The organism is Collinsella aerofaciens, assembly GCF_005845035.1.
Taxonomy (GTDB): domain Bacteria; phylum Actinomycetota; class Coriobacteriia; order Coriobacteriales; family Coriobacteriaceae; genus Collinsella; species Collinsella aerofaciens_I.
The window spans coordinates 154,077-173,470 of the sequence record NZ_SPFO01000003.1 but is presented as its reverse complement, the minus strand read 5'-3'; the positions used below and the strand labels follow the sequence as shown (position 1 = coordinate 173,470).

Sequence of the window (19,394 nt, the reverse complement as noted above, 5' to 3'; positions counted from 1 at the left end):
CCATCGCGCCGAGAGTACTGCGGGGTCAGCCCGTGGGAGGCCAGGGCGCCGCTGACCGGTGGACGGCACCGAGCCGTCATCGAACTGAGAAGGGGGAGGCCTCGCGGCCTCCCCCTTTTTTGCGTTGTATACACGTTGTACTTTGGGACCTATTTCCCCCGTATGCGCTCTTACTGTTTGGCTGTATTTTGAGTCCTTCTAGTGTATTTGAGCGATAATTACTCGCATTGGCGTTAGGGAGGGCTTGATGTTTACCGTATTTGTCTTGGGCAATATTGCTTCGGGTAAGTCGACTGCCTGCCGCTATTTCGAATCTCGTGGCGCTATGCTTATCGATCTGGATGAGCTTGCAAAATCGCTGTATGTGCCGGGCTCTGATATCGTCAATACACTCGCGGATGAATTCGGTTGGGACATTTTGGATGAGGAAGGCGGCATTCGCCGCGGCATCCTCGCTTCTCGAGCTTTTGCTTCTCCTGATTCGGTCGCACGGCTCAATGGCATTGTGCATCCTGTCCTCATTGAACAGCTTTCGCTTAGGATTCTCGATCCGGTTTGTTGTACGGTTTCATCTCCTCGTTATCGCTTTGCGGTGGTCGAGGTTTCTGCTCCGACTGGTTTTGAGGATGCATTTGGCTTGGCTGATGAAATTTTGGTCATCAGCGCCCCTTTGTCAGTTCGTCGCGAGCGCGCTATTCAACGTGGCATGGAGCCATCTGATTTCGATGCCCGTTCTGCTTGTCAGCCCGATGAGTCTGCGCTGTGCAATCTCGCTACAACGGTGATTGATAATGCCTCAGGTGATAATTCGCTCTTTGAGCAGCTTGACTCATGGCTTGCATGCCATGGGTTTATAGACACTGCGGATAAGGAGGATGCCGATGCCTAAGACACGTTTCTTTGCGTGGTATCGCCTTATGCCGCTGGCTGCCGTTTTTGTCTTCGGCCTTATCTCATTCGTTTACTCGTGTGCTCCTGCCGCTTTCTTTAAGCCGTTGTATCCGATTGACTACGAGGCGTATGTAAAGCAATCCAGTATTTCGCATAATCTGGATCCGTATCTGGTGTGCGCTGTCATTAAGTCGGAATCGAATTGGGATCCCGAGGCCGAGTCGAATCAAGGTGCTCAGGGATTGATGCAGCTGATGCCCGAGACTGCCCAGGATATGATCGCCAAGGGCCTTGTCGACGGTGGCGAGTATTCGGCCGACAACCTTAACGATCCGGCTACGAATATCGAGTTTGGCTGTGCGTATCTTTCGTATCTTCTAGCGTATTTTAACGGGTCGACTGACAGTGCCATTGCCGCCTATAACGCCGGCATGGGCAATGTCGACGGATGGGCGCAGCAGGGTACGTCGCTTCATAATGCAATTACCTTTCCCGAGACGCAGGCGTATCTGATTCGTGTCAATAATGCCTGGGCTCGCTACAAGACCATCTATCCCGATCGGTTCGTATAGGACTATGCCTTCCGCCTGCGTATACTGCAGATGTATGAGTTAGGAGTATCCATGGCGGAATTTGAAGTAGAACGCGTTGGTGGTGAACTTAAGCGCTTTGGCGTTGAGGGCGCTGATGTGCCGTTTAAGGTCGTGTCTCCATACGAGCCCGCTGGTTCCCAGCCTAAGGCCATTGAGTCACTTGTGCGGGGCGTGAGGGACGGAGACCGCTATCAGGTTTTGCTGGGTGTGACTGGTTCGGGTAAGACTTTTACGATGGCCAAAACCATTGAGGCCTTGGGTAAGCCGACCCTTGTCATGGCTCCGAATAAAACGCTCGCCGCTCAGCTTGCGAGCGAGCTCAAAGAGTTCTTTCCCAATAACGCTGTGGTCTACTTCGTCTCGTACTACGACTACTATCAGCCCGAGGCGTATGTGCCGCAAAGCGATACATATATCGAGAAAGACTCCTCGGTTAACGAAGAGGTCGAGATGCTGCGCCATCAGGCGACCGCGTCACTGCTCTCTCGACGTGATGTGATCGTTGTCGCATCGGTCTCATGTATCTATGGCATTGGCTCTCCTGAGGACTATGCGGGTCTGGCTCCAAACGTCGACAAGAAGGTGCCGCTCGAGCGCGATGACTTTATCCATGCGCTTATCGACATTCAATATGATCGCAATGACTATGACCTGGCGCGTGGCACGTTCCGCGTGCGCGGCGATGTTGTTGACGTGTATCCGCCTTATGCCGAGCATCCGTTGCGGTTTGAGTTCTTTGGCGACGAGGTCGAGCTGATTGCCGAGATCGATGAGGTCACCGGTGAGATGCTTCGTGAGTACGAGGCCATTCCCGTATGGCCGGCATCGCACTACGTGACCGAGAAGCCGAAGGTCAAGGCGGCTCTGAAATCGATCAGCGAAGAGTGCGAGAAGCGCGTGGCGGAGCTCAAGGCGACCGACAAGTTGCTCGAGGCGCAGCGTCTGCAGCAGCGTACCGATTATGATCTTGAGATGCTCGAGACGATGGGCTTTTGCAACGGCATCGAGAACTACTCGCGTCATCTGGACGGTCGCAAGCCGGGTGAGCCGCCGTTTACCCTAATCGATTACTTTCCCAAGGATATGCTCTGCATCATCGATGAGAGCCATGTGACGGTGCCGCAGATTCGCGGCATGCACGAAGGTGACCGCTCGCGTAAGGTGACGCTGGTGGAACATGGTTTTCGCCTGCCCTCGGCGCTCGATAACCGCCCGCTTCGTTTCGATGAGTTTGAAGCAAGGATACCCCAGTTTATCTATGTTTCGGCCACGCCGGGCGACTACGAGCTGCGGGTGAGCCAAAACGACGTGGAGCAGATTATTCGTCCGACCGGCCTTCTCGACCCCAAGATTGACGTGCGTCCAGTTCGCGGCCAGATTGACGATCTTGAGGACGAGATTCGCGAGCGCGTTGCCCGCAAGGAGCGCGTGCTGGTGACCACGTTGACCAAGCGCATGGCCGAGGACCTGACCGACCATCTGCTCGACGCGGGCATTAAGGTCAATTACATGCACTCTGATACGGCGACAATGGACCGCGTCGAGATCCTGCGAACGCTGCGCGAGGGCAAGATCGATGTTCTCGTTGGCATCAACCTGCTTCGCGAGGGCTTGGATCTTCCCGAGGTCTCACTGGTGGCAATTCTCGATGCCGATAAGGAAGGCTTCTTGCGCAACCGCCGTTCGCTGATTCAGACGATTGGCCGTGCGGCCCGTAACGCCGATGGCGAAGTCATCATGTATGCAGACGTTGTGACCGATTCGATGAAAGAGGCCATCGAGGAGACGCAGCGCCGTCGCGAGATTCAGATGGCATATAACGAAGAACATGGCATTGTGCCCAAGACAGTGCGCAAGGCCATCAACGACATCTCAAGTTTTATTGCCGAGGCCGAAAAAACTGTGGGCTCCAAGGGACGCTCGAAGGGCGACTCTCTTGGCCATGGCGCATTCTATACGCCCGATGAGTCGGGCGAGGGCGGTGTGCCGGAAACGGTGGCGCCCGAGCAGACACTTGCGGAGCAGTTGGAAGAACTGCCGCATGACGAGCTTGTGCGGATCGTCGAAACCATGGAAGAGGATATGCGTAACGCTTCTGCCGCTATGGACTTTGAGGAGGCGGCGCGCCTGCGCGATGCTGTCGTTCAGATTCGGGCGATGCTCGAGGGTGCGTCTGAGGACGAGGCGATCGAGCGCTTACGCTCGCAGGCCCGCAAGGGTTCCACGTTCGCATCGGGCAGAAAACGCCAGGGTGCACGGTTTAAGAAATAACGAACAGGCTCCGAGTTCCCTGTGGAGCTCGGGGCCTATGTCTTTTGCGCGCTGGAATTTGTGCGTTAGAGGTCTGCGATCAGGGCTTCAGCACAACGGATGCCGTCGGTGGCCGCGCTCATGATGCCGCCGGCATATCCAGCTCCCTCACCACAAGGGTAGAGGCCCGGGGTCGACACGGCATGGCACGTTCGGTCTCGGGTGACAGTGACCGGTGAGCTCGAACGAGTCTCCACGCCGGTAAGAACGGCATCGGGACGGTCGTAGCCTCGTAGCTTTTTTCCGAGTAGGGGAAGTCCCAGACGGAGCGACTCGACGATATGCTGCGGTAGGGCTTCGTCAATTGCCGTCCAGGTCACACCGAGCGGATAGGTGGGCTTTATCTTTCCGGGCGCCTTGCTGACGCGTCCTGCGAGGAAATCTCCGACGAGTTGTGCCGGTGCGTTCCAGTTGGAACCGCCTAGGCGATAGGCGGCCGCCTCGCAGGCGCGCTGGAGCTCGATGCCGGCGAGCGGGTCATCGTTGGGAAGGTCCTCAGGCGTGACGTTAACGAGCAGGGCAGCGTTTGCGTTGCGTCCGTCGCGGGCATTGAGGCTGGCGCCGTTGACGCACAGGTGGCCCTGCTCGGAAGAGGCGGCGACAACCTGCCCGCCGGGGCACATGCAAAACGAGAACACGCTGCGGCCGTTGGGAAGATGGGCGACGAGCTTGTAGGGGGCTGCTCCGAGGGCAGGATGTCCCGCCAAGGCTCCATATTGGGCTCGGTCGATGTCGCGCTGCGGATGCTCGATGCGAACGCCCATGGCAAAGGTCTTTTGTGCGAGGGCCACGTTGTGGTCCTTAAGGAGCTCAAAAATATCGCGAGCAGAATGCCCGCAGGCGAGGATGAGGTGCTTTGTCTCGATTGGTTCGTAAGCGGCGTCTTGGGACGATTGGACATCAATACCGGTGATGGCGCCAGACGCGTCGATGCGAATGTCGACGAGCTTCGTTCGATAACGGACGACACCTCCGAGCTGCTCGATGCGCTGGGATATAGCGGTGACAACCTTGGGAAGGATGTCGGAGCCAATGTGCGGCTTGGCATCCCACAGAATATCGCGGGGCGCACCCGCCTCGAAGAAGGTTTCGAGGATAAGGCGATGGGCGGTATTTTTTGTTCCCGTATTGAGCTTGCCGTCCGAGAAGGTCCCCGCGCCGCCCAGACCAAACTGGATATTGCTCTCGGGGTCGAGGATGCGCTCCTTTAGAAAGAGGTCGATCGCCTGCGAGCGGCGAAATGCCGGGTCGCCGCGCTCGATAAGCAAGGGCTTCAGACCCGCTTCGGCAAGGGTGAGTGCAGCGAAAAGGCCGGCGCATCCGGCGCCGACAACGACGGGGCGTTCTTGAGGTGCGTCGGAGACGGGGGAGGGGAATGAAGGCTCATCGTCTTCTATCGCGCGTACGCGCGAGCGGTCACGCTCGGCAACGCTGTCGACCGCTTCTCGCTCGAGGTGGGGACTAGTCAGCTCAACACGAAAGCTCAGGATAAAATGGACGTCTCGTTTTTTGCGAGCGTCAATTGACTTGCGGTGGAGCTCGATGGACTTGATCTCGGAGTCCTTGCAACGTAGGACGCGCTTGGCGACTCGCTTGCCAACAATGAGGCAGGCATTTTCATCGCCGGCTTCATCGAGCGACGCGTTGACTTGGGTGATTTCGATCATCGAGGTCTCCTTAGAGGCAAGAAAGAGGCCGTCCGGTATCCCAGACGGCCCGAATGCGTTTTTGATTATAGACTGAGCGGCTACAGGCTGCTTGCAGCGCGAATGCCCGAGAGCCAGGCCCACGCAAGGTTAAAGCCTCCGCAATCGGCGTCGATGTCGAGCGCTTCGCCGCAGACGTAAAGCGGGGCGTCGACAGCGCTGCGCGCGCGTAGACTGGGTGTTGAGATGCTCTCGACAGATACGCCACCACGCGTGACCTGCGCCGAGCGCTCCTCGGCTGTTCCCTCGACGAGCAACTTAAAGTGCTTGAGGATCGAGACCAGGTGGATGACATCGTTGGAGCCTGGATGGCACTGCTCGAACGCCGTGCAGACGACGCGGGAGAGTCGCGGGGCGAGCATGCCGTCGAGCCAACGGGGATCGCGGGGCGAAAAGCCGCCGAGCAGCTCAACGCGCCGGTTGAGCATATCGAGCAGCTCGTCTTTGGAGAGGTCGGGGAAAACGTCGAGCAGGATCGTATCGCCGCGCTGGATACGACGGGAGAGGTTGAAGACAGCGACGCCCGAGATGCCGAAGGCTCGAAACAGTATTTCACCGTCTTCGTGCCAGAGCTCACTATGGTTATGGGTGAGCGTCAAGCGGGCGCGGACGCGCAGACCATCCAACGTCTTGAGTGCCGCCCGATCGCCAACGACCGTTGCCGATACGGGGCAGAGGATGGGGCGCAGCGAAGTGAGGGGGAGGCTAAACGTATCGGCGATACCGGTGGGGTTGCCACCCGTGGCGATAATTACGGCATGTGCCTGCAGGGCCTCGTTCTTGCGAGGGACATCGGCGAGCGCTTTCCGAAGCGAGCGGAGCTCCGATTTTCGGTCGTCGTTCTTTTTTGCCTTGAGCGCCCGCGCTGGACGGTCTATTTGGAGTGCCCAGCCTTCGGAAGCTTTGTGCGCCGAGGCAACGTTGGCTCCGCAGATTAAGGTGATACCTAGGCGGTCGCAAACGTTGAGAAGCGCGTCGCGCACCGATTCAGCGCGAAGGGAGCGCGGGTACAGCCGGCCTTCCTCGGAGGTTGTCATGATACCCAGCGAGGAGAAGAAACCCATAAGCTCTTGTTCGGGCTGGGGGCCCATGACGGATTCGACGAATGCGGGGTGGTTATACCGCTGAGGATCAATCGATTCGTTGGAGAGGTTGCAGCGGCCGTTACCGGTCGCAAGGAGCTTAAGGCCACAGGCGACATCGCGCTCAACGATGCAGACGCTTTTGCCAGCGCGTGCGGCCGTAATGGCAGCGGCGAGGCCTGAAGCCCCGCCGCCGATTACCAGGACGTCATAGAAGGCGCTCGCGTTCACTTAGGCCTCGTCGGTCTCGTGCGGGGTAATGGCCTCGACGGCAGAGACTGCCTTGGGCAACATGCCATCGGGCAGCGCGGTCTCGACCTCGCCCTTATCGCAAGCCTCAGCGAGTGACGGATTGATGGGAAGCGTGCCCAAGATGTCGAGGTTATAGCGCTCTGCGACCTCGGGGAGCTTGCTCTTGCCAAAGACCTCGATCTTCTTGCCGCAGTCGGGGCACTCAATATAGCTCATGTTCTCGACAATGCCCAGAATGGGGACGTTCATCTTCTCGGCCATGTTGACCGCCTTGGCGACGATCATCGAGACCAGATCCTGCGGGCTCGTGACGATGACGATGCCGTCGACGGGCAGTGACTGGAAGACGGTGAGAGCGACGTCGCCTGTTCCCGGAGGCATGTCGACCAGCAGGTAGTCGATGGGGCCCCACGAGGTCTCGCTCCAGAACTGCCTAATGGCGCCTGCGATGACCGGACCGCGCCAAAGGACGGGGTCGGTCTCGTTTTGGAGCAGCAGGTTGGAGCTCATGACCTTGACGCCGTGCTCGGAGATTTCGGGCAGCATAAGGTTGCCAAGGGCATGGACGTGGCGTCCGCTCATGCCGAACATCTTGGGGATAGAGGGACCGGTGATGTCGGCATCGAGGACGCCGACCTTGTGGCCGTGACGGGCAAGCTCGGTGGCGATGGCACCGGTGACAAACGACTTGCCGACACCGCCCTTGCCGGAAAGCACGGCGATGACGCGCTTGACCTCGGACAGCGTGTTCTCCTCAAATTGCGACGGCGACGTTTGTCCGCCGGCGGCCTGTGCGTGCTCGCAACCCATGTATGACTCCTTTGTATATGTTGGGGCCGGGGCCCCGTGGTGTGACACGAGCGTCATTGTACCCTCGTTTGCGAGCGGGAGTCATTTGCGATGCATTTGGGCCGAGCGTGCTTGCAATACGATGGGTCCAAGCGAATGGGCGGGCTTACTGAACTTTGCTGGCGAACTCGAGGTATTGCATGCGCTGCAGCTTGTCGATCGTCGAGGCGTATGGGCTGTCTTCAGATTCCAAGTCGTAGCGCAGCCCGTCGGCACCAAGGTAGCCGGCGACATTGATGGTGGGCACATCTGACCTTGTTGCAAGCAGGGCTTTTTGATAGTCGGTGAGCGGGGCGCCGATCTTATTAAGGGTAATGGCTGCAATCTCGTTTGCCCCGACGGTGTCGTAGACGTTGAGCTCGGTATTGCCGGCGATTTCATAGTTAGCCCAGACGAAATATGTCGACTGGTAGTTACGGAAAGCGTGGTCTGCCGTATCTTCCTGAGGGTACAGCTCGTCGTTGAGGGTCGTTGCGGCGCTCGGCTGATGGTCGCCAAAAAAGACAAGGACAACCGGTCTGCCGATATTGCGGAGCTCGTTGATAAAGTACTCGAGGTCCCGGTCGGATGCATTGATGCAGGTGAGATAGGTGTTGAGCGCGCTATTGGCGCCCTCGCTGGCTCCCTCGACCCAATAGTTTGTCAGCTCTTCGGCGGGAACGGTGCCATAGTCGTAGCCGCCGTGATTTTGCATCGTGACGTCAAAGATGAACTGCGGTGCTTCGTCGGTTCTAAGCAGGTCGAGTATCTTGTCGTAGGTGGCGTAGTCGCATACGCCGGCATGGTAACAGGGCGCACCTTCGAAATCGCCGATTGAAAGAAAGTCTCCAAAGCCCAGCTGCTGATAGATTTTATCTCGATGGTAGTTGACGGGGTTTTGCGGGTGCATAGCGGTAGCGGTATACCCAAGCTCTTTAAGGTCCTTTGCCAGGCTGTTGACGCCATTCATCTGATACAGCTGATAGGGGATCTTGCCTAATCCGACAAAGGCCGTTGTCGCTCCGGTCAAAAATTCGAATTCGGAGTTTGCCGTTCCGCCACCGGTGACCGAAGCGAGCATGGTGCCGCGAACAAGCGTGTCGGGAAGCGAGTTGTAGAATGCGGGGCCGGTGTACCCGGCCGCCTGGAGCTGCTCAAAGCACGAAAGGTCGCTAAAACTCTCGTTCATGACGGCAACAATCGTCGGCTTGATTTCATTGAACTGGGCAACGGCCGCCGCGCGTTGCTCGCTCGAGCCATACGTGCTGTCGTAGGCGGCGGCGAGCTCCTGCTCGATGCTCTGCGCCTCATCGGGCGTATAGTCTTCGGGCTTCTCAATGGGCAACTCGTTGACCATTTCGGTGAACGAAGTGATAAAACCCTGAGACGCATATGTGGTGATGGGCTGCCAACGGTCAAATCCAAAATTCAGCGCCTGCTCCAAGTCGATGCTGGAAAAGCCCGAGAGCCCCACAACGGTCACTAACAGAAAAGCACAGAGGTTAGCGGCGATTGCGGGGAAGACATGGGTGGGCGTACGGAGCTTTCGCGGACGGATAAGCGAAAGAAGCCCCAGGGAAATCTCCAGCAGGGCGAGAGAGGTTACGATTCCGGCGGTAAAGGTAAACTCGTATCCCTCGCTCACCTCCATTGCGGTGCCAAGGGCCAAGATATCGCTTGGCAGGATGGCTTCGCCTTTAAACGTTATGACGAAGTGCTCGGCAATGCCAAGGATGCAGCAGGCGACGGGCACGAGGGCCATGACGCCTCCATGACGCTGTCCCAGCAAATAAAGGGAGAGCAGAACCGTCGCGAGCAGCCCGACGGAAAACCCGAATGAGTTGGCGGGAATGCGATAGAACGTTTCGTTGCAGGCAATTTCGAGTGAAACGAACGAGAGCGCTGAAACAGCGGCGATGACAAGGATGTCACGGCAAATACAGGCAACCGTTCCCGTCGCAAGATCGGTTTGGTCGATAAGTCCCGAAACCAAGGGCTCGACAAGAAGTATGACGGCGGCAGCACCGAGCGCCGAATAAGAAAGGACCCATAGGGAACTGTCCTCATTTACGAGCAATTGATTCGTAATCCATGCAGCTACCATGCCGAGCGGGATGAGGAGCGTCGCGCACCAAAAGACGCGGGCAATGGGCGGCTTTTCATTGTGTTTGATTGAAAAATACACGCGCACCACGACGATGGCCACGATAAGGATGGCGATGAATATGGGCAGATTGGCCATGTCACTCGAAGTGATTTCAAGGGGGATATCTTCGGTCATGGACGTTCCTCTGTTACGGCAAATTAAGTTCAGTATTAGATTACTGTAACCTTTCCACGGCATTTCGAGAAACAAAGCGCCCGATACGCAAAGCTAAAGGTCTGCGAATCTTGTATTACGAACATCTGTGCGCGTCGAGTGCGCTAAACTCATCGACAGTATGATTCGATGCAATAGGAGGCAAGGAGCTTTCATGTCTGATTCTTCTATCGTTATTCGCGGCGCTCGTGAGCACAACCTCCGTGATATCGATGTTTCCATTCCGCGTGACCAACTCGTGGTCATTACCGGTCTTTCTGGCTCGGGCAAGAGTTCGCTGGCATTTGACACTATCTATGCCGAGGGCCAGCGTCGATACGTCGAGAGCCTTTCGAGCTATGCGCGCCAGTTCTTGGGCCAGATGGACAAACCCGACTTGGATTCAATCGACGGCCTTTCGCCGGCGGTGTCGATTGACCAAAAGACGACGTCTAAAAACCCTCGCTCGACGGTTGGCACCGTAACCGAGATTTATGACTATCTGCGCCTGCTGTTCGCTCGTGTGGGCACCCCGCACTGTCCCGAATGCGGCCGCGTCATTGAGCGTCAGACGACCGACCAGGTTGCCGACAAGGTCTTGGCGGCGGGGGAGGGCCGCCGCGCGTTTGTGCTGGCACCGGTGGTGCGCGGGCGAAAAGGCGAATACACCAAACTGTTTGAGGACCTTCGCGCCGAGGGCTTTAGTCGTGTGCGTGTCGACGGTGAAGTGCGCTCGCTCGACGATCCGATCGATCTGGACAAGAAGTTCAAGCACGATATCGAGGTCGTGGTCGATCGCATCGTGATCCGTGAGAACTCTCTGGGCCGTATCGCCGAGTCTGTTGAGCAGGCGACCGCGCTGGCTCACGGCAATGTAAACGTGTACATGCTGCCCGATCGTGATGCTCCCGAGGGGACCGAGGGCGAGCTGCTGGAGTATTCGTTGGCCTTGGCGTGCCCGGAGCATGGTCACTCCATTGACGATCTTCAGCCGCGTGATTTTTCGTTCAACGCTCCCTATGGCGCATGCCCTGAGTGCGACGGCCTGGGCTTTAAGAAAACCGTTGATGCCGAGGCGCTGATCGAGGACCCCTCGAAGTCCATTGCCGACGGAGTCTTTGGTAGCCTGTTTGGCAATTCGAACTACTATCCGCAGATTTTTGCTGCGGTCTGCAAACACTATAAGGTGAGCACCGATACGCCGTGGAAGGACTTGCCCCCTCGCGTGCGTCGTGCATTCTTGGATGGCCTGGGCGATACGAAGATCTCGGTCGACTACCAAAAGCTCGACGGACGTCGCAGCCAGTGGGATACCAAGTTTTCGGGCGTTCGCAACATCCTGTACGAACGCTATACCGAGACGACGAACGAGAACACCAAGGCGCGCTTGGAGAAGTACATTCGCGAGGAGCCGTGCTCGAGCTGCCATGGCGCTCGCCTGCGCCCCGAGATGCTCGCCGTCACCGTGGGCGGCAAGTCCATTTACGAGGTTTGCTGCCTGTCGTGCCGTGAGTCGCTCGAGTTTTTTGAGGGCCTGGAGCTCACCGAGCGCCAACAGTTTATCGGCGGGCGCATCGTCAAGGAAATCCTGGAGCGCTTGCGTTTTCTGGTCGATGTTGGACTCGACTATCTGACGCTCGATCGTGCCTCGGCGACGCTTTCTGGTGGCGAGGCGCAGCGTATTCGCCTGGCAACGCAGATCGGCGCGGGTCTCATGGGCGTGCTCTATATTCTGGATGAGCCCTCGATCGGTCTTCATCAGCGTGACAACGAGCGCCTGATCAAGACGCTCGAGCGCCTGCGCGATATCGGCAATACCGTTATCGTCGTCGAACACGACGAGGATACAATCCGTGCCGCCGATTACGTGATCGACATGGGTCCCGGCGCCGGCGTCAACGGCGGACACGTAGTCGCGGCGGGAACGCCTGCCGATATCATGGCGTGTCCTGAGTCGATGACGGGCGCTTATCTGACCGGCAAACGAATGATCCGGGTGCCTGATGAACGGCGCAAGCCCGGTCGCGGCTGCCTTAAAATTACGGGCGCTCGAGCCAACAACCTCAAAAACGTTACCGCCAAGATCGAGTTTGGTACGCTTACGGTTGTTACCGGCGTGTCGGGATCGGGCAAGAGCTCCCTGGTTACCGACACCATTGCGCCTGCCCTTACGAATGCCATTCACCGTTCGACGCGCCCTGTGGGTCCGTATAAGAAAATCGAGGGCATCGAGTGTATCGATAAGGTTATCGATATTGACCAGTCGCCGATTGGCCGCACGCCGCGTTCCAACCCTGCTACCTATATCGGCCTGTGGGATGATCTTCGCGCACTGTTTGCGAGTACGCCGGAGTCGAAGGCGCGCGGCTACTCGCCGGGTCGTTTCTCCTTTAATGTGAGTGGCGGGCGCTGTGAGGCGTGCAAGGGCGACGGACAGATCAAGATCGAGATGCACTTCCTTCCCGATATCTACGTTCCTTGCGAAGTTTGCGGCGGTAAACGCTACAACCGCGAGACACTCGAGGTCACCTACCGTGGCAAGACCATCTCGGACGTGCTAGACATGAGCGTCACCGAGGCGCTGGCCTTCTTTGGGAATATCCCGCAGATTAAGCGCAAACTCCAGACGCTGTACGATGTAGGCTTGGGCTACGTGAGCCTAGGCCAGCCCGCCACGACGCTCTCGGGCGGCGAGGCGCAGCGTGTGAAGCTCGCTAAGGAGCTTCATCGACGCCAGACGGGCAAGACGTTCTATATTTTGGACGAGCCGACGACCGGCCTTCATTTTGAGGACGTCCGCCAGCTGCTCGATGTGCTGCAGCGCTTGGTCGATGCGGGCAACACGGTGCTGGTGATTGAACACAACCTTGATGTCATCAAGGTTGCCGACCGCCTGATCGATATGGGTCCCGAGGGCGGTAACGGCGGCGGAACCGTCGTGGTTTCGGGCACACCGGAGCAGGTTGCGGACTGTCCGCAGAGTTATACGGGCAAGTTTTTGGCGCCGTTGCTCAGGCGCGACCGGGAGCGTCAGGCTCAACTTGATGCTCAATAAATAGGCGATTCAGTTTATGGGTGCCATCGACTCCTTGTGATTCGATGGCGCTTGCTGTGCCGAAGTGACGTATGCAGCCGAATTGGACATATACTTAATCCTTGCGTCCGAATGCGAGGGAAAGGATATGTCATGGCAAAGGCTGTAAAGACGCCAAAAACCAATGCGATGCGCGAGCTGGAAAGCGCCGGCATTTCCTATGTTCTACATACGTACGAAGACGATGGTGATGAGTCGGTGGGCCTGGGGGTCGCGATTTCGGAGCAGCTTGGCGAGGAGCCCGGTCAAGGATTTAAGACTTTGGTCTGCGTGACACCGTCCAACGACTATGTCGTGTGCTGCATCCCTGTTGCCGACGAGCTCGATCTAAAGTCCGCCGCGCGTGCCGCGGGGGAGAAGTCCTTGGCCATGATGCATGTGAAGGATTTGCTTGCGGCGACTGGCTACGTTCGCGGCGGCTGCAGCCCGGTCGGTATGAAAAAACGCTACCGGACGCTCATTGATGAGACATGCGTCCTTTGGGATACCATTTTTATTTCGGGAGGCAAGCGTGGTTATCAGCTCGAGCTTGCACCCGATGATTTAATTGCATTTTGCGGGGCGACGGTTGCCGCGATTACGAGAGAGGACTGAGCGATGCCGCAGGAAGAATTGAAGCGCGGAACTCATTTTGCAAAAGAATCTGCGCCTCAGACACCCTCATCCGAAGCTTCTTCGTCGCGAGATGACACTGACGACATGGGCTCGTCGGACTACTCCACGGTTGGTCGTTCCGCCGGGCTTATGACCATCCTGACCATCGTGTCTCGCGTCACCGGTTTTATCCGCACGTGGGCAATGGCGGCCGCTATCGGCATGTCGCTACTCTCGTCCTCCTATCAGGTCGCCAACAACCTGCCCAATATGCTCTACGAACTCGTGATGGGCGGCATGCTCGTGACGGCGTTTTTGCCCGTGTACATGGGCGTGAGGCGTGAGCAGGGTCGCGAGGCCTCGAACGAGTACGTGGGCAACCTGCTCGGCATTCTGCTTTTGGTGCTGGGTGGCATTTCGTTGCTGGGGACCGTGTTCGCCCCGGGCTTTATCTGGACGCAATCGTTCCTTTCGGGTGACGGCGGCAGCATGGATACCGCTGCGTTCATGTTCCGTTTCTTTGCCATCCAGATTCTGTTTTATGGTTTGGGCTCGGTGTTCTCGGGCGTTCTCAACGCACACCGCGACTACTTCTGGTCGACGTTTGCCCCGGTCCTCAACAATGTGATCGTCATTGCGAGCTTTATGGGTTTTGCGCCCGTGTCCGCACAGTTTGGTGAACGTGCCGGCATCATCTTGATTGCGGCCGGTACGACCCTCGGTGTCTTTGTTCAGATGGCATGTCAGATCCCCGCGCTTGGCAAGCACGGCGTGCATCCCCATATCCATATCGACTTTAAGGACCCCGCGCTGCGCCAGACGATTGCGCTCGGTATCCCGACGCTGCTCGCCACGGTGTGCATGTTTGTCTCGACTTCTATCACCAACGCTGCCGCGCTGGTGGTCCAGCCCGAGACTGGTCCTTCCGTCATCGCCTATGCGCGCCTGTGGTACACGCTACCCTACGCGCTGATTGCCGCCTCGCTTTCGACGGCGCTCTATACCGAGCTCTCTCACGACGCACAGGAGAAGGATTACGACAGCGTTCGCACGGGCATTTCGCATGGCGTCGCCCAGATGCTGTTCTTCCTGATTCCGTTCGCGCTGTACCTGATTGTCTTCGCGCGTCCGCTCAACATGATTTACTGTGCCGGCAAGTTTGATGAGTCCGGCGTGGCGCTGGTGTCCGAGTTCCTTGTCTACCTGGCGTTCTCGCTGCCGCTCTACGGCGTGGTCGTGTTGATGCAGAAGAGCTTCTCTGCCTTGCTCGACATGAAGCCCTATAGCCGATATTGCCTGTATTCTGCCATCGGCCAGGCCGGCTCGGTTCTGCTGTTTGGCGTTGTGCTGGGCTTCGGTATGCCGGCAATCGCGCTTTCGTATGTTGTCGACTACGTGATCTTGGTCGGCTGTTCGCTGTGGTGGCTGCGTCGTCGCTTGCGTGGCCTTCAGGTCAAATCTATCCTGCATGGCGGTTTCTTTGGCCTTTTGCTCGGCGGCCTGGGTGCTGCCGCAGGCGCCGGCGTCATGTGGGCGCTTGAACTCTTTGTCGGGGCACTTGGTGGCTCGATTCTGATTACTCTTGGCTACGTTTGCGTTGCGGGTGTCGTCTCGCTTGCTGTTACCTTTGGCCTTGCCGTCGTCCTTAAGATGCCCGAGGTCTCGGCGCTGCTTCGTCGCAAGTAGGTGCGCGTGGCCGGTCACGACAACATTCCAACGCTTGCCGAGCAGGTTTCGCGCGTTCCCACACAACCCGGTTGCTACCTTTGGAAGGATGCCAAGGGCGATGTCATCTACGTGGGCAAGGCGAAAAACCTACGCGCCCGCATGCGTCAATACGTGACACTGCAGGATGAGCGTCAAAAGATCCCGCTGATGATGCAGCTGGTGGCGAGCTTTGACTATATCGTGGTGGAGACCGAGCATGAGGCGTTGGTGCTCGAGCGCAATTTGATTGGTCAGTACCATCCGTACTTTAACGTCGACCTCAAGGATGACAAGAGCTACCCCTTTATCGCCATTACAAAGGGCGACCTGTATCCCGCTATCAAATATACGCGTGAGCGTCATAAGCCGGGAACGCGCTATTTTGGACCCTATACCGATAGCCGTGCGGCACGTGAGACCATTGACACGCTGCGCAAGGTGATCCCGATCTGCTCGGCTTCTTGTGCGGAATGGCGTCGTTGTCGTCGTATCGTCGAGTCCCACAAGGGCGAGGAAGACATCGTCAATATGATTTGCGCGCAAAACGGGCGTCCCTGCTTTGACTACCATGTCGGGCGCGGCCCGGGTGCGTGTGTCGGCGCGATTTCCCCGGCAGACTATGCCAAGAACGTCAAGCGTGTCGAGCGCTTTTTGTCGGGCCATCGCAAGGATGTCGTCGATGAGCTGACCTCCGAGATGACGGATGCCGCCGAGGCGCTCGACTTTGAGCGCGCGGCACGCGTCAAACGTCGTTTGGAGGTCATCAGGGGTCTGGACGATCGTCAACAAGTCGTTTTTCCCTCCAGTGTCGATATCGATGTCATCGGTTTCTATCGCGAGGAGACCATCTCCGCCGCTTGCGTCTTTGTCGTGCGTGAGGGTCGAACGGTTCGAACCTGCGAGTTTATTCTCGATAAGGGTTTGGATGTCGACGAAGAGGAACTTCAATCGGGCTTTCTTAAGCGCTATTACGACGAGACGGCTGATATTCCAGCTGAGGTCAACCTTTCCGTCGAGCTTGAGGATGCGGAGGCGCTGGGGGAGTGGCTTGCGGGCAAGCGTGAGCGTTCCTGCCATCTCCATAGGCCGCAGCGTGGCGAAAAGCACCGTCTGCTCGATATGGCATCCAAAAATGCGCGCCATGCCCTCATGCGCTATATGATGCGAACGGGGTACGCTGACGACCGCACCAATCAAGCGCTCCTGGAGCTCGAAAGCGCGCTGGCGCTGCCATCGCCGCCGTTGCGTATCGAGTGCTTCGATATCTCTACACTGCATGGCACCTTTACGGTCGCCTCGATGGTGGTGTTTACCAACGGGCGCGCCGACAAGAGCCAGTACCGTCGTTTTAAAATTCAGGCCGAATTGGACGAGGCAAACGACTTCGTGTCGATGTCCGAGGTTTTGGGACGACGCTATGCTCCCGAGCGCATGGCCGACGAGCGCTTTGGCTCGCGCCCCGATTTGCTCGTTGTCGATGGCGGTAAGCCGCAATTGACCGCTGCGATCAAGCAACTTGAGGCTCTTGGGCTCGATATACCAGTTTGTGGCTTGGCGAAGGCCGACGAGGAAGTTTTTGTGCCTTGGGACGAGACTCCTGTCGTGCTGCCGACCGGGTCTGCTTCGCTCTATCTAATTAAACAGGTACGCGATGAGTCCCACCGATTTGCCATCACGTTCCACCGCGAGTTGCGCGATAAAGCCATGACGGTTTCGGTACTCGATGACGTTCCAGGCGTGGGACCCACCAGAAAACGTGCCCTTATGCGCCATTTTGGCTCGATGAAGCGTTTGCGCGCGGCGAGCGAGCAAGAGATCGCGGAAGTTCGCGGCATACCTGCCGATGTTGCCAAGGCGGTCCACGAGGCGCTCGTTGCATGGAATGCCGAGCGCGCCGAGGCGGCGGCTGGCCATTCCGGTAGCTAAACACGAGCCTAAACAACTGATATACATGATCGTGCGATTTTCAACCATTTATTTCGCCATGATTGCCTGCTAGTTTCGGGTTTTATTAACGCTAAAACGTTTGACTAACCCAAGCGAAAACCCTGCTATCCTGCGGGTTGACGAAGACTGATATCTCACCTCGCCGATACATACTGTCTGGCGAATCGTTTGTCAACGAATTCGGTGAACGGTAGTAAATACCGTTCAAGCGTATGTATGTATCGGTCGCCGAGCGCGGCACCTCAGTTGGGTACGTCGGTAGGTAAGGTATATATCGTCCGTAAGTTGCGCGGGGGCAAGTCTAGGTGCTCCCGAGTAAGATTCTCTATTGATAGGAGAAGACATGGCCATCATCAACAAGGGTATGTCCAGGCGTTCGTTCCTCGGCCTCACCGGCAGCGTCGCTGCTGTCGCAGGGCTTGGTCTCACCGGCTGCGGTGGCAGCTCTAGCGACGAGGGTTCCGCTTCCGGTTCCACCGATTCCGCCAACCGTGGCGGCGGCGTGATCACCGCTGGTTCCGCTTACGCTCCGTCCAGCTTCGATCCCGCCAGCACCGGCTCCGCTGTGGGCCTGGGTGCTAACTGGCACGTCGTCGAGGGCCTCTACGGCATCGATTACCACGACTACAGCACCTTCAACGAGCTCGCCACCGACGATCCCAAGTCTGTGGACGACACCACTTTCGAGGTCACCATCCGCAAGGGCGCCAAGTTCTCCGATGGCACCGAGGTCACCGCTGACGATGTCGTCGCCTCCTACACCGCTTGCGCCGCTTCCGCTACCTATGCTCCGTTCTTCCAGCCCTTCGAGTCCATCGAGGCCAAGGACGCCAGCACCGTGACGGTCAAGACCAAGGTCCCCAACTTCTCCCTGCTCAAGGATCGTCTGGCCATCGTCCGCGTTACCCCGGCCACCCAGACCGAGGAGGATCGCGCCAAGCAGCCGATCGGCTCCGGCCCCTGGATGTACGACTCTATCTCCGATACCGAGATCACCCTGGTTCCCAACCCCGAGTACAACGGTGAGTACGCTGCCGAGGATAAGAAGATCCAGTACAGCATCCTGACCGACCCCACCGCTCGCGTTACCGCTCAGCAGGAGGGCTCCACGCTCGTTATGGAGCTCGTTACCGCTGACGCCGTCGACCAGCTCGAGAGCGCCGGCTGCAAGATCGATAACGTTCAGGGTTTCGGCACCCGCTTCATCATGTTCAACGTAGCCAAGGAGCCTTGGAACAACGTCAAGGTCCGTCAGGCTGTCATGTATGCGCTCGACACCGAGAAGATGGTCAGCAACACCTTCGCCGGCCTTGCCACCGCTGCCAGCTGCTACCTGCCCAAGAGCTTCACCAACTATCATGAGGCTTCCACGGTGTACAAGACCGACGCCAAGAAGGCTAAGAAGCTCATCGAGGAGTCTGGCATCACCCCGGGTGCCATCACCCTGCGCACCACCGACAACGAGCAGATTAAGGGCATGGCCGCCCAGGTCAAGAACGACCTCGACGCTCTCGGCTTCGATGTGACCATCCAGACCGATACCTCGCCGGCTACCTACGCTGCCATCGACGGCGGCGAGGCCTACGATATCCTCCTTGCCCCTGGCGATCCTTCCTGCTTCGGCGCCGACCCCGACCTGCTGCTCAACTGGTGGTACGGCGACAACGTCTGGATGCAGACCCGTTGCCCGTGGAAGGAGTCCGCTGAGTGGCAGAAGCTCCATGGTCTCATGGACGAGGCTCTTGCCGCCGAGGGCGACGAGCAGCAGAAGAAGTGGAACGAGTGCTTCGACATCATTGCCGACAACGCCGTTCTGTACCCCGTTGTCCACGTCAAGACCGTCTCCGCTTCCTGGGACGATCCGTCCACTGCGCCCAACGGCGAGGCTCTCGATGGCTTCAAGGGCATCGGCACGACGAGCATGTCCTTCAGGGGCGTTGCGACCGTCAAGGCGTAAGACTCGCTTGAGTCTGTATGCAGGATGTCGGTCGTTGGGACCGTATCCTCATAGTTGAAACAAAGACCCGGGCGGCAACGATGTCGCTCGGGTCTTGTAATGAGTATCCGTACTCATATACCAGTTGGTCCTAC

General features: G+C 57.9%; 12 protein-coding genes. 8 read left to right on the top strand and 4 right to left on the bottom strand.

The window, feature by feature from the left end; genetic code table 11:
• Positions 1-247 precede the first annotated feature (247 nt).
• The 3 genes from coaE to uvrB are packed head-to-tail and all read left to right on the top strand — an operon-like array spanning position 248 to position 3,755.
• Complete coding sequence (gene coaE / locus FGQ67_RS02735) at positions 248-889, top strand: dephospho-CoA kinase (RefSeq protein WP_138339863.1); 642 nt, start codon at positions 248-250, stop codon at positions 887-889.
• Positions 882-1,463, top strand: coding sequence for a lytic transglycosylase domain-containing protein (locus FGQ67_RS02730; RefSeq protein WP_138339861.1), 582 nt, complete (start codon positions 882-884; stop codon positions 1,461-1,463). Before coaE ends, FGQ67_RS02730 begins: the two co-directional genes overlap by 8 nt.
• A gap of 51 nt (positions 1,464-1,514) precedes the next feature.
• Positions 1,515-3,755, top strand: a complete 2,241-nt coding sequence (uvrB, locus tag FGQ67_RS02725; RefSeq protein ID WP_138339859.1) for an excinuclease ABC subunit UvrB — start codon at positions 1,515-1,517, stop codon at positions 3,753-3,755.
• Positions 3,756-3,820: 65 nt separating this feature from the next.
• Here uvrB and FGQ67_RS02720 read toward each other — a convergent pair whose 3' ends face one another.
• The 4 genes from FGQ67_RS02720 to FGQ67_RS02705 all read right to left on the bottom strand — a co-directional run bounded on the left by FGQ67_RS02720 (position 3,821) and on the right by FGQ67_RS02705 (position 9,943).
• Positions 3,821-5,461, bottom strand: coding sequence for an NAD(P)/FAD-dependent oxidoreductase (locus FGQ67_RS02720; protein WP_138339857.1), 1,641 nt, complete (start codon positions 5,459-5,461; stop codon positions 3,821-3,823).
• An 80-nt stretch (positions 5,462-5,541) separates the two neighbouring features.
• Complete coding sequence (locus FGQ67_RS02715) at positions 5,542-6,813, bottom strand: NAD(P)/FAD-dependent oxidoreductase (RefSeq protein ID WP_138339855.1); 1,272 nt, start codon at positions 6,811-6,813, stop codon at positions 5,542-5,544.
• Entirely contained in the window at positions 6,814-7,644 is an 831-nt protein-coding gene (locus tag FGQ67_RS02710; protein ID WP_055310500.1) for an Mrp/NBP35 family ATP-binding protein, read from the bottom strand.
• Between the two features lie 145 nt (positions 7,645-7,789).
• Positions 7,790-9,943, bottom strand: coding sequence for an LTA synthase family protein (locus FGQ67_RS02705; RefSeq protein ID WP_171025151.1), 2,154 nt, complete (start codon positions 9,941-9,943; stop codon positions 7,790-7,792).
• 193 nt (positions 9,944-10,136) lie between these two features.
• Here FGQ67_RS02705 and uvrA point away from each other — a divergent pair, with 193 nt between their 5' ends.
• The 5 genes from uvrA (at position 10,137) to FGQ67_RS02680 (ending at position 19,260) form a co-directional block, all read left to right on the top strand.
• Positions 10,137-13,016, top strand: coding sequence for an excinuclease ABC subunit UvrA (gene uvrA / locus FGQ67_RS02700; RefSeq protein ID WP_138339851.1), 2,880 nt, complete (start codon positions 10,137-10,139; stop codon positions 13,014-13,016).
• A 132-nt stretch (positions 13,017-13,148) separates the two neighbouring features.
• A complete protein-coding gene (ybaK, locus tag FGQ67_RS02695) occupies positions 13,149-13,649 on the top strand; it encodes a Cys-tRNA(Pro) deacylase (protein WP_006236166.1) in 501 nt (166 codons plus the stop codon).
• A gap of 105 nt (positions 13,650-13,754) precedes the next feature.
• Positions 13,755-15,335: a murein biosynthesis integral membrane protein MurJ gene (gene murJ, locus FGQ67_RS02690; protein ID WP_138339849.1), complete on the top strand. Its 1,581-nt coding sequence runs from the start codon at positions 13,755-13,757 to the stop codon at positions 15,333-15,335.
• A 6-nt stretch (positions 15,336-15,341) separates the two neighbouring features.
• A complete protein-coding gene (gene uvrC, locus FGQ67_RS02685; RefSeq protein ID WP_334202477.1) occupies positions 15,342-17,282 on the top strand; it encodes an excinuclease ABC subunit UvrC in 1,941 nt (646 codons plus the stop codon).
• A 364-nt stretch (positions 17,283-17,646) separates the two neighbouring features.
• Complete coding sequence (locus FGQ67_RS02680) at positions 17,647-19,260, top strand: ABC transporter substrate-binding protein (RefSeq protein WP_035138897.1); 1,614 nt, start codon at positions 17,647-17,649, stop codon at positions 19,258-19,260.
• Positions 19,261-19,394: the final 134 nt, after the last annotated feature.

Bases quoted from the DNA above. Each gene is read 5' to 3' on its own strand.
- FGQ67_RS02680 (WP_035138897.1), top strand. From the start codon at position 17,647: ATGGCCATCATCAACAAGGGTATGTCCAGGCGTTCGTTCCTCGGCCTC.
- ybaK (WP_006236166.1), top strand. From the start codon at position 13,149: ATGGCAAAGGCTGTAAAGACGCCAAAAACCAATGCGATGCGCGAGCTG.
- murJ (WP_138339849.1), top strand. From the start codon at position 13,755: ATGGGCTCGTCGGACTACTCCACGGTTGGTCGTTCCGCCGGGCTTATG.
- FGQ67_RS02705 (WP_171025151.1), bottom strand. From the start codon at position 9,943: ATGACCGAAGATATCCCCCTTGAAATCACTTCGAGTGACATGGCCAAT.
- FGQ67_RS02710 (WP_055310500.1), bottom strand. From the start codon at position 7,644: ATGGGTTGCGAGCACGCACAGGCCGCCGGCGGACAAACGTCGCCGTCG.
- FGQ67_RS02720 (WP_138339857.1), bottom strand. From the start codon at position 5,461: ATGATCGAAATCACCCAAGTCAACGCGTCGCTCGATGAAGCCGGCGAT.
- FGQ67_RS02730 (WP_138339861.1), top strand. From the start codon at position 882: ATGCCTAAGACACGTTTCTTTGCGTGGTATCGCCTTATGCCGCTGGCT.
- uvrB (WP_138339859.1), top strand. From the start codon at position 1,515: ATGGCGGAATTTGAAGTAGAACGCGTTGGTGGTGAACTTAAGCGCTTT.
- coaE (WP_138339863.1), top strand. From the start codon at position 248: ATGTTTACCGTATTTGTCTTGGGCAATATTGCTTCGGGTAAGTCGACT.
- uvrA (WP_138339851.1), top strand. From the start codon at position 10,137: ATGTCTGATTCTTCTATCGTTATTCGCGGCGCTCGTGAGCACAACCTC.